16 protein-coding genes are annotated in these 15,475 nt (G+C 41.6%); 6 read left to right on the forward strand and 10 right to left on the reverse strand.

Annotated features, from left to right (window positions below; translation table 11 throughout):
• The 8 genes from HZA10_07440 to HZA10_07475 form a co-directional block, all read right to left on the reverse strand.
• Window positions 1-261 (reverse strand): TdeIII family type II restriction endonuclease (locus tag HZA10_07440; protein MBI5196140.1); only part of this gene is annotated, 261 nt, incomplete at its 3' end.
• A 5-nt stretch (window positions 262-266) separates the two neighbouring features.
• A complete protein-coding gene (locus HZA10_07445; GenBank protein ID MBI5196141.1) occupies window positions 267-452 on the reverse strand; it encodes a hypothetical protein in 186 nt (61 codons plus the stop codon).
• A gap of 4 nt (window positions 453-456) precedes the next feature.
• The gene (locus HZA10_07450; protein ID MBI5196142.1) at window positions 457-2,043 is read right to left on the reverse strand and encodes a site-specific DNA-methyltransferase; all 1,587 of its coding nucleotides are present in this window, start codon (window positions 2,041-2,043) and stop codon (window positions 457-459) included.
• Window positions 2,044-2,054: 11 nt separating this feature from the next.
• A complete protein-coding gene (locus HZA10_07455) occupies window positions 2,055-2,270 on the reverse strand; it encodes a hypothetical protein (protein MBI5196143.1) in 216 nt (71 codons plus the stop codon).
• 19 nt (window positions 2,271-2,289) lie between these two features.
• Entirely contained in the window at window positions 2,290-2,649 is a 360-nt protein-coding gene (locus HZA10_07460; protein ID MBI5196144.1) for a type II toxin-antitoxin system PemK/MazF family toxin, read from the reverse strand.
• Window positions 2,646-2,921 (reverse strand): ribbon-helix-helix protein, CopG family, encoded by a 276-nt coding sequence (locus HZA10_07465; GenBank protein ID MBI5196145.1) that lies wholly within the window; start codon window positions 2,919-2,921, stop codon window positions 2,646-2,648. Before HZA10_07465 ends, HZA10_07460 begins: the two co-directional genes overlap by 4 nt.
• A 110-nt stretch (window positions 2,922-3,031) precedes the next feature.
• Window positions 3,032-3,658, reverse strand: a complete 627-nt coding sequence (gene lexA, locus HZA10_07470) for a repressor LexA (protein ID MBI5196146.1) — start codon at window positions 3,656-3,658, stop codon at window positions 3,032-3,034.
• 124 nt (window positions 3,659-3,782) lie between these two features.
• On the reverse strand, window positions 3,783-4,676 hold the full coding sequence (locus HZA10_07475) for a sugar kinase (protein MBI5196147.1): 894 nt from the start codon (window positions 4,674-4,676) through the stop codon (window positions 3,783-3,785).
• 168 nt (window positions 4,677-4,844) lie between these two features.
• Between HZA10_07475 and HZA10_07480 the strand changes: the two genes are divergently transcribed.
• The 6 genes from HZA10_07480 (at window position 4,845) to HZA10_07505 (ending at window position 11,585) form a co-directional block, all read left to right on the forward strand.
• Complete coding sequence (locus HZA10_07480) at window positions 4,845-5,543, forward strand: lytic transglycosylase domain-containing protein (protein MBI5196148.1); 699 nt, start codon at window positions 4,845-4,847, stop codon at window positions 5,541-5,543.
• A gap of 38 nt (window positions 5,544-5,581) precedes the next feature.
• Window positions 5,582-6,565 (forward strand): quinolinate synthase, encoded by a 984-nt coding sequence (gene nadA, locus HZA10_07485; GenBank protein MBI5196149.1) that lies wholly within the window; start codon window positions 5,582-5,584, stop codon window positions 6,563-6,565.
• 107 nt (window positions 6,566-6,672) lie between these two features.
• The gene (locus tag HZA10_07490; protein MBI5196150.1) at window positions 6,673-7,983 is read left to right on the forward strand and encodes an insulinase family protein; all 1,311 of its coding nucleotides are present in this window, start codon (window positions 6,673-6,675) and stop codon (window positions 7,981-7,983) included.
• The gene (locus HZA10_07495; GenBank protein MBI5196151.1) at window positions 7,980-9,350 is read left to right on the forward strand and encodes an insulinase family protein; all 1,371 of its coding nucleotides are present in this window, start codon (window positions 7,980-7,982) and stop codon (window positions 9,348-9,350) included. The genes HZA10_07490 and HZA10_07495 overlap by 4 nt, the downstream gene beginning before the upstream one ends.
• Complete coding sequence (ccsB, locus tag HZA10_07500; GenBank protein ID MBI5196152.1) at window positions 9,347-10,216, forward strand: c-type cytochrome biogenesis protein CcsB; 870 nt, start codon at window positions 9,347-9,349, stop codon at window positions 10,214-10,216. Before HZA10_07495 ends, ccsB begins: the two co-directional genes overlap by 4 nt.
• The gene (locus tag HZA10_07505; protein MBI5196153.1) at window positions 10,206-11,585 is read left to right on the forward strand and encodes a cytochrome c biogenesis protein ResB; all 1,380 of its coding nucleotides are present in this window, start codon (window positions 10,206-10,208) and stop codon (window positions 11,583-11,585) included. The genes ccsB and HZA10_07505 overlap by 11 nt, the downstream gene beginning before the upstream one ends.
• Before the next feature lie 228 nt (window positions 11,586-11,813).
• On the opposite strand, the gene HZA10_07510 is transcribed toward HZA10_07505, so the two are convergent.
• Together HZA10_07510 and HZA10_07515 are read right to left on the reverse strand one after the other, a co-directional pair.
• A complete protein-coding gene (locus tag HZA10_07510; GenBank protein MBI5196154.1) occupies window positions 11,814-12,707 on the reverse strand; it encodes a patatin-like phospholipase family protein in 894 nt (297 codons plus the stop codon).
• Window positions 12,704-15,475: N-6 DNA methylase (locus HZA10_07515; protein MBI5196155.1), on the reverse strand; the 2,772-nt coding region annotated here is incomplete at its 5' end. The genes HZA10_07510 and HZA10_07515, both read right to left, overlap by 4 nt.

The following is a 15,475-nucleotide window of genomic DNA, read 5'->3' on the forward strand; positions in this document are numbered from 1 at the left end:
AATATTGCCAAGTTTGTATTGAGTGTGAATTTCTTTAAAAGTAGTTTTTGCAAGTTCTTTTGCAACCGGCTCATAGATTGAGGTTCCGAAAGTTGTATTTAATGATTGCAAAAAAGAAAATAAAGCCATTCTATCTTTTCCGAGCAAACGATAATGAAACGGCATATTATCTGTTTCTGGCTTGTAATTCTGGAACTTGCTCCGCAAACAATTTTTTATTGTTTCTGTAATATGGTTTTTGTATTTTTTCGTTAAAGCCATAAAAATTATTTTTCCCCTTTTAATTTTTGTAAGGCATATTCTATTGCTTCACTCCATTTACTTCCCATAAAATCTCCGATTTTGTCTTCAATAAACGGCAAATCTTTTTCATCAAATGGAATATTCACTTCTTCTGAAACATTCATCACATCTTCAACTGATATAGCATAAAGAATTTTATTTTCATCCATATTTTTATTTTGCTTTAAAATGAAATATTATTTCCGAATAAGCTCCTTTATCTTTCTCTGTGCGGTTTAGCACAGGTCGTTTAAATTTTTTTACTATTTTCATGCCCGCATTTTCTGCAATGGTAGGATACATATTATATTTGTCATTGGCTACAAGGAAAATGTCATAATCAGCAACCAAAAACTTTTTACAGTTATTTAGCACGTCAGTTATTCCCTGGATATAGTTCTGTTTCGCCTCTCTGCTTTGTCCTTTATGGAGCGGGCCGATTTCTAAATCATCTTTGCGTTTAAAACCAAAAAGGTCATAAGCATAGGCATGTTGTTCGTGGTAATCAATTAGCCCAACATAGGGAGGACTCGAAAATATTCCTTTGATTTTTTGCTTTCGTGCTAATTCTAAAAAGGCAGGATTTTTCTTTTCAAGTTCTCCAAAGATATCAATAGTTCTACTGTCCCCAGTTAGGCAAAATTGATAAGTTTGAGTTCTCAATCTATCAAATTGTGAAAGCCGGTTAATAGTGTCTTTCGTGTACGTCTCCCACCATTTGAGAATTGAGAAAAGTGGTTTACAAACCTTGCCATGTTTCGCGCAATAATACGTTGCTGTAATTGGCTCAATCAACGTTGCTAAGTCAGCGTGTGTTGTGGCTCTACAGGAGCGAATAGTTCTGCTCAAGATAATACTGATGATTCTCTTAGTGTCAGCATTTTTTATCTTCTTGATTTCATCAAACACAAACCGAATTTCGTCTCTAATATGTTGCGAATACCATTTGTCAAGGAAGGAGTCAGCTTGGTCCTGCCTTAATTTGATGTTGTATTGCTTAACAAGTTTGTTGAATATGGGTAAGAACTCTTTTCCCTTTTCTGCGCCGTATTTCTCCTCGTTTATCTGATTACGGTTGACTTTATATTTGTATTCAGGAACAGGGAAATATTTATTGTTGAATACATAAAGCGCTTGCAAAAGTTTTCCCTCAAACTCAAGCGTGTGAGAACTTAATAAAAATTCCTTGAGGGCTTTTGTTATTCGGTTGATTTCCATTTGAGCGTCATCTAAGTTGTATTTCGTAACCTTACAATTCCCTATAAAAGCATTGAAAACAGAAACATCAATGCCGATAGCATGTATCCCAAGTTCGCAAGCTTGCACCATTGTTGTTCCGCTGCCTGCAAAAGGGTCAAGAACAATAGCGCCTTTTTTAAAGCAAACTTGCTTCTTGAACTTGTCAGTGTGGCCGTCAAGGAAGTATTCCACCAGCTGAGGAATGAATTTCCCTTTGTACGGATGGAGCCTGTGAACGTGTTTGGTTGTTTCTGCTTCTTTATATTGGTCAAACGAAAGGGCCCAGTTTAAATCGTCTCCGAGTTGGTTTTTCCACAAAACTTCGCGCTTACCATTATAAGTTTTATAGTAAGTCATTAATTCTTGCTTTGAAACCTGCGACATGCCATTGTCACCAATTTTTTTGACACGGCCATATTGAATAAGGTATAAAATATTAGCGGTTGTTACAGTTTTGCTTAAATACTGTGTCGCCCATACGCTGGCTTCTTTTATGGAAAATAACGTATCTGTTTTAAGCATGTTTTTCCCCTTTAGTAATTCTCTCCAAGATAAGGATAAAAATTTTGCTCATCCGTAATCTTCAATCTCTCAACTATCCAATCTTCAATGACATCTCTGACTTCGCCAAGCATTTCAATATCCCATCTGATTTCATCCGCTGTTGGATTGAGTTCCTGAATGAGCTGATAGATGGCGTTGTCAACGCTGTCCTGCCTTTTAATCTGTTCTTCTGTTAATTCTTTCATACAATTAATCCTTTGCCCTCTATTCCCAAAACTCTCTCAATCCCAGGCTTATTGCCATAGCCTTGTCAACTTCATTTATCTTGTGTTCGGGAAGTGCTCCAACAAAATTCTCGAGTCTCTCTTTATCAATGGTATATATCTGCCCAAGATGTACAACAGATTCATGGGGCAGTCCGCTTTCTTTTGGTTTTATTAATACGCCTACCGGCAATTCAGCAACTCTGAGATTGCTTGTTATGGCAGCAACAATTGTCAAACTCCCGACTTTATTACCTATGTCGTTTTGAATAACAAGCGCCGGATGAGGTCCTTTCATTTCCCTGCCCTTTGAAGGGCTAAAGTCAAGAAAATATATTTCACCACGCTTAGGCTGTTTCATTTCCTCTTTGCCTTTCTGCCGGCTTTATATGTTGCAACAGGCTCTGCACAGATACTCAAAAAGTCTTCTGAAAGGCGCTTATCGTCATCTGCGATTTCCTTATAAATTCTTTCTGCTTTTCCAATAGCCTGCTGCTTCTTGTAATCACTAATCATTTTTGTAATAGCCTCTCTGACAAATTCGCTTCTGTTCTTTTTTAATCCCTTTGAAATCTTATCTATCTCTTCAACAAGTTCTACAGGAAAGCTTATTCCAAGTTTTGCAACCGACATTTATACCTCCTTGAAATACCATATTCTATAAATTAGAATACCATAAAGAATACCATAATTCAAGCTTAAGTTTTTATGCGCAAATCTTCGTGGTGCATTCTTAGCCATTTTCAAACCTCCAAATTTGGAATTGTTGTTACAGCCACTCCTTGAACCTGAAAATTTTCAGTCAAGATAATCGGCTTATGATTTTTATTACTCGACCTCGGCATTAAAACAACACAATTTTTACTATGCTGAAACTCTTTCACAGTTGCTTCATCATCAATCAGCGCTACAACTATATCGCCATTTCGTGCTACTGCTTGCTGGCGGACAAGTATTAAATCTCCATCATTGATTTTAGCTTTGTTCATAGAATCGCCCTTAGCCCTAAGCATGAAGTATTTAAATCCGGGCTTTGCAAGGGAAACAGATACAGGGATATATCCCTCAATATTTTCCTGAGCCAGAATAGGCACGCCGCAAGTTACCATACCGACTAAAGGAATATCAACTGTGCGGGCATGAACTGAATCTGCATCAATATCTTTGATTAATTGAAAATCTCCACTTGAACGCTTTCTCAAAATACCTTTCTGGATTAATTCCTCAATAATTAAAGCAGCCGAACGAGGGGATTTATATCCAAGTGCTGTCATCAACTCACGCACCGATGGGGTTTTGCCCTTGTGCATAAGCCAGTTTCTGATATAGCGGACTGCGTCTGCTTGTTTTTGACTGAGTTGTGCCTTCATAATTAATACAAACTGTATCATAGTGTATAAAAAAAGTCAAGCATACAAATTTAAGCATTTTTTTAAAACAGAGATATACTTATAAACAAGGTGGAGCAGACACGCAACGGGGAATGAGTACTCCTTACTTTTTCCCCATAAACTTCAAAACTTCATTTAGTTTTGGTATTCCGGCTCGGCCTCCTATTTTTCTGCATTTCATTGCCGCGATTGCAGAGGCAAACCTGACGGTATCTCTTATTTCCCATCCCTTTAAAATCCCGAACACATAGCCTCCGTGAAAGACGTCGCCTGTGCCTGTTGTATCAACAGCCTTAACCTTAAAAGCGGGGGTATAAAAATATTGGTCCTGAGAAAATGTATAACTGCCTTTTTCTCCGAGTGTGGCGGTAAATATTTTAAATTTTAAATGTTTAATTTTTTTTAAGAAAGCATCAGGATTATTTTTCCATCCGAGCTCTTTTGCAAATTCCTCTGAGGCAGCCACATAGTCGCAATTCTTCGCAATTTCAAGCATGCCGTTGCGCATTTTGCCTGCATCAAGCATGACAGGAATTTTCAGCCTCTGCGCCTTTTTCGCCGCGTATAAAGAAATATCTTTCATCAGCCCGTCAATGAGAAGGAACCGGCTATTTTTTAAAAAATTACTCTCTAATTCTTTTATTTTAAGTTCTGCGCCTGCAGGCCTCTTCCAGAAGATGGTCCTTTTGCCTGTATTTTTTTCAATGACGATGAAGGCAATCTGTGAAGAGGCATTAGCCCTTTTCATTATGCCTCTTGCATCAATGTTTTCATCAATCAGGGACTGTCGTATTTCTTCACCTTCACGGTCGTCCCCTGTGACCCCGTGGAACCTGCACTTAATTCCGAGGCGCGACAATGTGACAAGGGCGGTTGCAACAGGACCTCCGCCCTGCTCATCCCATTGATGCACCTCTTTCTTGGTGTCAACCTGCGGGAAGGAATCAACCACTGCAAGATAGTCCCATGAACATTGCCCGAGGCCCGTAACAATCATGAATAATTATACATTTTTTGATGCATTATAATAAAACCACAGAGGCACAGAGGCACAGAGAAAACGAGGGATAGATATAGAGAGAGGCGGTTGATTTTTAAAGGAATTTTTTATGGGTATGTGCCGGTTTCATTGACAGAACACCTGCTAAATGCTATATTTTAAATGATGACTAAGGCGATTTTTATAATGGTGCTTGCTATATGCATGGCTGGTGGAATTTCCGCGTATGCCGACATATATAAGTATGTTGATGAAGAGGGGATTACCCATTTTACAAATACAGCGCCGGCATCAGATGTGAATTATAAAAAGGTCATTTCAACCGGCAGGAAAAAGCAGTCTAACAGGGCTGCTGCAACCCCGGCCGACTATCACCGGATAATTGCGGACAAGTCGCAGAAATATAATGTAGAGCCGTCCCTTGTCAATGCGGTAATAAAAGTTGAGTCAAATTTTGATTCTACCGCCATATCAAGAAAGGGCGCTATGGGGCTGATGCAGTTAATGCCCTATACTGCCGAAGACATGGATGTGAGAAATCCGCTGGACCCTGAGGAAAATATTGATGGAGGGACAAGATACATTAAATATCTTTTGGATAAATTCGGCGGGAACCTTACCCTTGCGCTTGCGGCTTACAATGCCGGCCCTGACACGGTGAAAAAATTTGGTTATGTCCCGCCCATACAGGAAACAAGGCAGTATGTAAACAAAGTCCTTTCTTTGTATAACGGGAAAAACTCTGTCCCTTCTTCACCAACTGTAGCCGGCAAGCCCCAAATTGTTTATAAGGTAATTTATGAAGACGGAACAGTGCTTTATACAAACACGCCTTTTGCTTACCCCAACTTCTCAAGGTTCTGAACATTCAAAAAATCTTTTGACTGGTGTAAAATAATTAGATGTCTGACCTGAATATCCTCAGGGAAAAAATCCTGAAACTCAAGGAACAAAGAAACGCAATAATTCTTGCCCATAATTATCAGCGCGAGGAAGTGCAGGACCTTGCTGATTTCACAGGCGATTCGCTTGAGCTTTCCCGCACCGCGGCAGGGGTGAAATGTGATGTCATAGTTTTCTGCGGGGTGAATTTCATGGCGGAAAGCGCATCAATACTTTCGCCTGATAAACAAGTCCTCCTGCCTGAGACAGGCGCCTGCTGTCCGATGGCTGACATGATAACAGTCAGCGGCCCGAGGAATCTGATGACTTTTTTCCCGGGTTATAAATTCACTGGAGAATATATGTTTCCGGTTGATTTTACCCTAAGGGATATTAAGAAACGTTATCCGGGCGTCCCTGTGGTTGCTTATGTCAACACCACTGCAGATATAAAGGCAGAGAGCGATATATGCTGCACCTCGGCAAACGGCATCAAAGTTGTGGAGTCCCTTGATTCTGACAAGGTGATTTGCATTCCTGACAGAAACCTTGCGGGATGGATTGCCAAAAACACAAAGAAAGAGGTCATTACATGGGACGGCTTCTGTCATGTGCATGACAGGGTAACTCCTGAGGATGTTAACAAGGCAAGGCAGGAGCATCCGGATGCGCTTGTAGTCGCGCATCCTGAATGCAGAATAGAGATTCTTGAAGCGGCTGACCACGTGACAAGCACCTCAGGCATGCTCAGATTTGCAACTTCTTCTCCGGCAAAAGAATTCATCATAGGGACCGAGACCGGGCTTTTGTACAGGCTGAAAAAAGAAAATCCCGGAAAGATGTTTTATCCTTTGAGAAAAGATATGATATGCCCCAATATGAAAAAGACAACGCTCCAGAGCGTTTTAAGAGTCCTTGAAACAATGACGAACGAAGTAAAAGTCCCGGAAGACATCCGCATCCCGGCGAAAAGGTCGCTCGACAGGATGCTTGAGATTAAGTAACTTTGGCATGCCCTGATTGACCGGAGTTTCTTTTCTTTGTTACTATTAAGCTTATGAAAAAAATAACCGCGCTTTTTTTATTGTCAGTATTAATCACTTTGTCCGGCATGGCGCAGGCAGCACCCGTTGCTCCTGACCCCAAAACCTCGGCTTCAAATTCATCAATCCGCGAGGAAATACTTTCAAATGGGCTTAAGGTCATAATTGTTCAGGACAGGAGCGCCCCGCTTGCCGTATTCCAGATATGGTACCATGCGGGCTCAATCAATGAGCAGTTCGGCAAGACAGGACTGAGCCACCTGCTTGAGCACATGATGTTCAAAGGCACGCCTAAATACGGCCCGAAGAATTTTTCAAAGATTATTCAGAGGGCAGGGGGCGTGGATAATGCAGGCACCACTTATGACTATGTGTTTTATTATCAGAAGATAGCGCCTGAGATGCTTAATATTTCAATAGAGCTTGAGGCTGACAGAATGCAGAATTTAATAATGGACCCGAAGGAAACCCTGCTTGAGAGGGATGTTGTAATGGAGGAGCGGAGGATGCGGTATGAAGATGACCCGCAGAATCTGGTTTATGAGGAAGCCATGTCAACTGCCTTTAAAAATTATCCTTACAGATGGCCTGTTATAGGATGGATGCAGGACCTGAAAAACATGACGAGGGAGGACCTGTGGGAGTACTATAAAACGCATTATGTCCCGAATAATGCCGTTTTGATAATTGCCGGAGATGTAAATGCCGAACTTTTGATGGTTAAGATTAAAAAGGAATTCGGCGCAATCCCCAGAGGGGCTGACACTGTCAAGACCCCTAAAATAGATGAACCCGAGCAATTGGGCGAGAGAAGGGTTTTTGTAAAGAAGGAGGCTGAACTGCCGTATGTCTTTGCAGGATATAAGACGCCTAATATTTCAGATAGCGACAGTTCTGCGCTTGAGGTGCTTGGCGGAATCTTTTCAGGCGGTAAGAGCGCAAGGATTTATAAAAGCATTATTAAGGATAAACAAATTGCGCTTTCGGCAGGCGCAGGATACAGCAGTATCAATAAATATCCGTCTTTATTTTATTTTTACGGGACTCCTCTGCCAGGCAAGAAAATAGAGGATATAGAAAGTGCATTATACGAAGAAATTGAGAAGATAAAAAAAGAGCCTCCGACCGGCAGAGAGGTTCAGAAGGCTAAGAATCAGATTGAGGCGGAGTTTATAATGGCGCAGGATTCAACTTTTTTTCAGGCTGAAGTTGTGGGGCAGTTTGAGATGCTCGGCGACTGGAGGCTTAAAGAGAAATATCTGGACGGAATAAGAAAGGTTACGCCCGAAGATGTTCAGCGCATTGCCGGGAAATACTTTATTGAGGACAAAAGGACGGTAGGAATTCTGATACCGCTCAAAGCGAGGAGCGAGAAATGAGACATAAGAAATCCTGTTCACTGTTCACTGTTCACTGTTCACTGTTTTTTATCCTGTTCACTGGTTACTGTTTACTGTTCACTGCTTCTTCCGCTCATGCCGGCATTGAGATTAAGAGGGAGGCGCTTTCCAACGGACTTACTTTGATGGTGGTTGAGAGGCATAATGTGCCTGTGGTCAATGTTGCTTTGGGCATTAAGGCAGGAAGTATGGCTGAGCCTGCGGAAAAGGCAGGGCTTGCAAACCTTACTGCAGAGCTTCTTACCGAGGGGACAAAGAAAAGGACTGCCGGGGAGATAAGCGAGACGATGGAATTTGTAGGCGCATCCCTTGACACCTCAGGCGGCGATGACTTTGTTACCGCAACGCTCTCTGTTTTGAAAAAAGATTTAGACCTTGGATTTGACATGCTTTCAGACATAATCATTAACCCGTCTTTCCTGCCCGATGAACTTAATAAAAAGAGGACGCGCATTAAAGGCGGTCTGAAGTCGCGTGAGGAAGATCCCAATTTTGTAGCGGAAAGGGAATTTAAAAATGCGGTATTCGGTTCATACCCCTACGGAAGGCTGATTGAGGGCAGCGCGGAAACCCTTGACAGGATAACACAGCAGGACCTTATAGATTTCTACTCAGCCTATTATGCGCCTAACAATGCAATGATATCCATAGTCGGCGATATAACAATGGAGGAAGCAAAGACGCTGCTTAAAAAGTATTTTTCAGGGTGGAATAAAAAAGAGATTAAAATCACAATGTCTGCAAAACCCGGTCCGCTCAAGGAGACAAAAATTATAACCGTAGATAAGGATATTACTCAGGCAAATATTATTTTAGGGCACTTAGGGATAAGCAGGGACCATCCTGATTATTATTCGGTATTGGTGATGAATTACATACTCGGCGGAGGCGGGTTTACATCAAGGCTGATGCAGAATGTGCGCGAGGAAAAGGGGCTTGTATATGACATACACAGTTTTTTTGACGCCGATAAGGAGACCGGCTCTTTTCAGGTAGGGCTTCAGACTAAAAATGAATCAGCCGATACTGCGATTGACGAGGTCTTGAAAGAAATAAAACTTATGAGGGACAGCGGGGCGTCTGATGCGGAGATTGCAGACGCAAAATCATTTCTTAAAGGCAGTTTTCCGATGAAGATAGAGACCGGCAGGAGAATTGCGAATTTCCTTATTGCCGTGGAATTTTACGGGCTCGGGATGGATTATGTAAGCAAATATCCGGCGTACATAAATAATGTTACAAAAGAAGATGTGCTCCGGGTTGCTAAAAAATATCTGGACCCTGAAAAGTTTGCGCTTGTTGTAGTTGCCAATCAAAAGAAGGCTTCGGTAAAATTTTTTAAATGACCCCTGAAGATATTCTCTTAAGAGAGGCATTTTTACTTGGCATTGAGCTAAGGCTTTTCTGGTTTGTGACCCTGTGCTACGGAATTTGTTTTATAACCGGCATTGCATATCTCGCGTCTTCAAAACAGGGCATAGGCAGGGCTTTGACAAAGGGCCTGTGGATTACCGTGGTAATCCATACACTGCTCATAATCTTCAGGACCATAGAAGGTATGAGGCCGCCATTTCAGACGCTTTATGAAACACTCTCATGGTTTGCATGGTCTGCAAGCGTAACTTATTTATATGTACAGAACAAGTGGCATAATGTACACCTGCCGGGATTTATTGTTGCAGGGCTTTCAATGGCGGCATGCCTGTACAGTCTTTTAAGCCGCAGTCCTGAAATAGCGCCGGTGCCGCCTGCGCTTCAAAGCCCGTGGTATGAAGCGCACGTTATAATTGCCTTTTTGTCTTACGCAGTGTTCGTTGTAAGCTTCGCTGTTGAGGTTTGCTATCTTAAATTTAAGACTTCACCGGATAATCCGCCGGTGTTCGGCGTGTTTGATGAGGAGTTTCACAGATGGACGCACAGGCTTGTGCTTTTTGGTTTTCCGCTTTTGACATTCGCCGTCTTCTCAGGGGCTGCATGGGCAAATGATGCGTGGGGCAGGTACTGGTCATGGGACCCTAAAGAGACATGGTCGCTTATCACATGGACCGTGTATGCCCTTTATCTTCATACAAAGGCAGTCGGCAGGTGGAGGGGCAGGCCTGCTTCAATATTAAATATCATAGGATTTGTCTGTATGATAATGACCTTCTTAGGCGTTAACTGGCTTGCAAAACTTTTAAACATTCCGAGCATGCACACCTATGCTGTATAGACTGTTTTCATCCCTTAAGACATCTGTTTATATCCTTGCCGTGATGTGCCTGGTATTCATTATCGGCACTATCTTTCCGCAGGGGCGGGATATTGAGGATTATATCAAGGCAGGCGGAAAATATGTAAGCGTTGTAAGTGCCATGGATTTCCTTGATGTATTTGTCTCGCCGTTGTTTATTTTTGTCGCCGGAATGCTCCTAATAAATCTTGCAGTGTGTCTTTATGACAGGTTAAGAATCTTCTTAAGGATAAAGAGAAAACCCATTGATTTTTCAGAATTAAAAGCAAACCCAAAAGTGGTGGTTATTGAAAGCGCTGATATTGATGAGCAATTAAAAAAGGCAGGATTTAAACTTAAGGCAGAGGGTGAGGGGGGGCCGGTAAAGATTTTTGAAAAGGGGCTTCAATACTGGTGGCTTTCATGGTTTTATCATGTCGGCATAATACTTGCAATTTTAGGATTTTTCCTTACGGCGCTGTTTGCATTTGAAAAAGACATCATCCTTTCTCAGGGCAAACCCGAGACAATTTCCCTTTACAGCAAAGAGACAAAGTGGAATAAATATTTAGAAAAAGCAGGCATGAAAATCCCAGGAGAAAAGAAATCCGATGAATATGTCCTTACATTAAAAGAATTTAAAACCGAGTATTATCAGGGTTTGAAATTTGATTACCCAAAGGGCGCGGCTGAGCGATTTAAGGTAGGTGTGGGGGTCAAAAAAATTGAGCCTGCAAAAAAGGATTTTTCCTATATGCCGAAATTGTGGCTTACGCATCTTGACGTCAAAAAGCCTGACGGCCAAATTCTTGATGCGAAGTTGTGGGTAAACAAGCCGTTCAGGACCGGAGGGCTTACCCTTTATCAGATGGGATATGAGCAGAAGGTGAAGCTTTCAGTCAACGGCAAGCCTCTTGATGTTGAGGCCCGGGTGCCTTTTGAGGTGAAGGGGGTTAAAGGGAACTTTGTGCTGGGCACGCTTAAACTCGGCACTCTTTACAAAAAAGACGGCACAAAGGAAAATATAATTCCGCAGGCTTCTGTTTATTATATGCCGGAGAAAAATCAGTCACAGAAAGATGACCTCGGGACGCTGATTCTCGGCAAGAATCTAAAGGGAAAAAACGTTAATTTTAAAATGAAGGATTACAAGGAAACATCTGCTTTAAGTTACAGGAATGACCCGGGTGTGTGGCTTGTGGGGCTTGCCTGCCTCTTTGTCTTTATCGGACTTTTTGTCAGGAGTCTCGGCGCATGGTACAGGGTGCAGTGCTCAGTTGAGGGCAATAAGTCATATCTTTTAATCAGCACGCGTGGCATTCTCGCAGACAGGGAGAGGATAATCCGGAGGCTTCAGGTGTCCGCCTGAGCAATTGAAAGGATGAAGGTTGAGGGATGAAAATTGAGGGATAAAATTATAACGGCATATATGTTTGAAAAACTTTAAGGCAACACCTTAAAGTCATGCTGCCTTTTTATAAATAGTTCAGGGCAAATACTTAAAACTTTTTGCAGCATGACAGATAATAATCATTGTTGTATTCTTAAAGTTTTGAGGGCATAGATGCCGTTATAACATGTCTGCTCTATAGAGTAGTTATTCCAGACGCCCTTCCTTCCTGAGTTCAGATAAGATATTATTAATCATGGGCAGCGCTTCAATCGCCGCCTTTTCGCCCTCAAGAACCGCCTCGTGCCTTTTTGAAAAATCGCTTGATGCGATATTTCCCACGGCGGGTTTTATGACTACATCAGCTTTTAAAAGCTGAACAGCCGAGAGTTTTGAATACATGATATTTATTGATTGCAGCAAGGTATCTATCGTGCCTTCAGGCTGTACCGCATCAACATTTGAAGAGATGTCCACGGCAATAACTATATCGGCGCCGAGCCTCCTTGCCGCATCCACTGCAACCGGGCTGACAACTCCGCCGTCAACATACATCCTGTCTGCAATCCTGACAGGTCTGAATACGCCGGGTATTGAACAGCTTGCCCTGACTGCCATTCCTGTGTTTCCGCTTGCAAAGACTACCTCTTTACCGCTTTGTATGTCGGCTGCAACCGCATAAAACGGGATTTTAAGTTTTTCTATCGGGGTATTTTTCAGGGATTTATTTATGAACTCTTCAAGTTTCTCGCCTTTAATAAAGCCGTTGTCAGGCAGGGTCAAATCAGCGATGTCTCCCTTTTCTATTGCAAATGAGAGCTTCTGAAGCTGAAAGGCATCACCGCTATAGGCATAAAGGCTTCCGACAAAACTTCCCGCGCTGGTGCCGATTATCATATGCAGCGGGATTTTATTTGTCTCAAGAATTTTTAAAACGCCTATATGCGCAAACCCCCTTGAAGCCCCGGCGCCCAGCACCAGCGCAACCCTTGCAGGCTTTGGCGCAGGCTTAACCGCCTCCTTCGGGGCGCAGGAGGATAGCGCAAATAACATTAAAATGATAATGAAAATTGTGAACGATTTTTTATGCGCTTGTGTCATTGCAGAAGTTCTCTTTCAATATTCGGATATAAGTTATCTATCTTTTGTTGAACTTCAATTGTTTTTTTCAATGCCGTGACGACTTTGCAGTAGTGTGTAATATCTGTAACAGATAAAGGTCTTCCTTTTCTGTCTTTCAGCCATTTGTCGCAGACCTGATAGCCGCCTATTTGATATTCCCAAACTTCCGGTGATATTCCTTCAAAAAACTGGGCTTGATTAATGTACAGGCGGCCAAATCCCCCCTTGTACCCCTTTGCTAAAGGGTGGATGGGTGGATTTTCATATCTTACTTTTTCAACCTTGTCATCGCCTTTGCCCTGAAATTTGACAATCGGCGTGCCAAGCTCAGGTGATTTCAGAAGATGCAAATCAACAAGTCTTTCTCCGTAATTTCCTATCTTTTTGAAGAGCTTATAATCACTTGTGAAAGGAACTCTCGGGAAATCAATCTTTAAAAAATCAGCGTATTTTGTTCGGTAGATATTTGAATAAAGCACTGCATAAATGTAATAGAAAATTTCCTCAGGAGAAGGAGTTTTTTTATACTCTTTTGTTAGTTTCGCCATTAATTCCTCAGACAGATTCGGCTTTCTTAGCACGTATTCTGCTGCAGGGTCAAAAAGCAGCATCATAGTGCTGAATGAGCGCTTTTTAGGTTTGTCTTTTGGTTGATAAAGATAAAGTGGAAATAAAAATCCAATCCCTTTATTGCTTAAAGTAATCCTACTCTCCACGATAGCATCAGACACAAAAGCATGGTTGAAGTTTCCCTCAGCAACCTGCCTGACTGTAATTAGCCCCAAATTCTCTTTCATCATATGCTGCATTACTTCTTTGCGTGAGCGTTCAATTAAAGCATCATGATAGAAAATCCATTGTTCATCAAAAGGGCGGTAAAGAATTTTTATTATGGCCTCTTCCCAATCGGCATCCTTCATTATCTCTTCTCTTACATCTTTTAGCTTCCAATTGGATTTATCATTTAATTCATAAGTCTGCCTGATAATTTCATCAGGCATTTTTTTGTCTTTGAACTGCAAGAGCCTTCTCTTAAGAGCAGACTTATCTCGGTCAATTACAAAATTGTCTCTTGATGTGACTATTCCGACACTGTTAACAGGGAAAATATCCGTTACTTTCGGATAAGTTTCGTATTGATTTAAAAGCTCCTCATCTCTCGGAATAAAAAGATAAAACCCGGATTTTGGTTTAATTGTTTTCCATTTCGTTGTTGTAATATCATGTTTATTGAGCCAATCATATTTGTCTTCTCTGATTCCCCAGCGTTCGGAGTGAGAGAACTTTTTCTTTAGTTCTTTTTTCTTGATAAAAAGGGCAATGGCAACACCTTGCTGAATATCAAAGACATTTTCATCCTTTGAGCCATCGGGACATTTTTCTTTTTTAAGGCTGTTGCCGTGAAGGTCCAGCAGGTAAATCTCATCAAAACTTTGCATCAAAGACTGTCTCATGCCCCTGAAGGTTGGATTATCAAGATAACTGTGGTTTGTGATAAAACCTAAAACGCCTTCGCCTGCCTGGTCAATTTTCCACTGGGCAAACCGGATAAACTTAACATAATCATCCTGAAGCCATTTTGGATTTTTTTCGCCGAGGGGTTTACCGTCAACATGAAAGTAAGCCTTAATTTCTTTAGATATCCAATCGCCAATATTTGAAGAATGACCGGAATAGGGCGGATTGCCGAGGATAACAAGGATAGGCTGTTCTTTTTTGACTTTGCCTGCCAAATGCGATTCTTCTGAAAGTGAAATCATGCCGGGGAGTTCTGTCTGGGCCAGTTCGTCCATCTCAAGTGTATTGGTAAGATATAGTTTAAACCTGTCGTCTGACTGAAGTTTATAGCCAAGCTCTTCAAGAAGAAAAGACATTTTTAGATGACCTATTGCATATGGAGCCATCATCAGCTCAAGGGCAAAGAAGTTTTTAAGTATATGCTCTTTAATAAAACCCGCCTTCTTGCCTTCGCCGTATTTTGAGGTGAACTCTTTCACTGCTAATTTGGCGGCTTCTGCTAAAAATGTAAGTGTTCCTGCGGCCGGGTCCAACACTGTGACTGAATGGCTTGCAAAGCCGTCGTTCTTATTAAAATATTCCTTCAGGATATGATGAAGGGAACGGACAATATACGAGACAACCGGCTCCGGCGTGTAATAAACACCTCTTTTTTCTCTTGTCTTCGGGTCGTACTCTGCAAGAAAGGTTTCATAAAAATGAACGATTGGGTCTTTGCCCTTGTGCTTGGTGAAGTATTCATCAAGTATTTTATAAACATCGGTAGTTGCCAGCACTTCGGAGATGTCGTCAATAATCCATTCCATCTGCTGGGGCAGGTCGCCCCATGAAATGAATTTAAATACATCCCTCAAAATTCCAATTGTCTTTGGAATTTTATCATACGCAAGTTTTCTGTTAAAACCGTTTTCTGTTCTGGTTCTGGCGGCAAAAAGCCCATAGGTGATTGTCTGCGAATAAAGCTCGGCAAAGTCTTCTTTTAGAAGCCCGCTTATGAGATGCTCTTTAAAGACTTTATAGAAGCCGAGAATATTTCCTTTGTCCTTTTTTTCTTCTTCTTCCAGTTCCTGAGAAATTACTTCATCTTTTAAAAAACGCGTCCTCTTTGCAAGCTCTATTGCAAGGGCTTTTGCATCATAGACTTTTGGTAAAGAGAAAGAGAAAAATTTCTCAAGAAGATTTAAAAACTTTTGTTCATTTTCAACCGGAGGGATTGATTTAAGCTTATG

The sequence above is a fragment of the Nitrospirota bacterium genome, assembly GCA_016212185.1.
GTDB lineage: Bacteria > Nitrospirota > Thermodesulfovibrionia > UBA6902 > DSMQ01 > JACRGX01.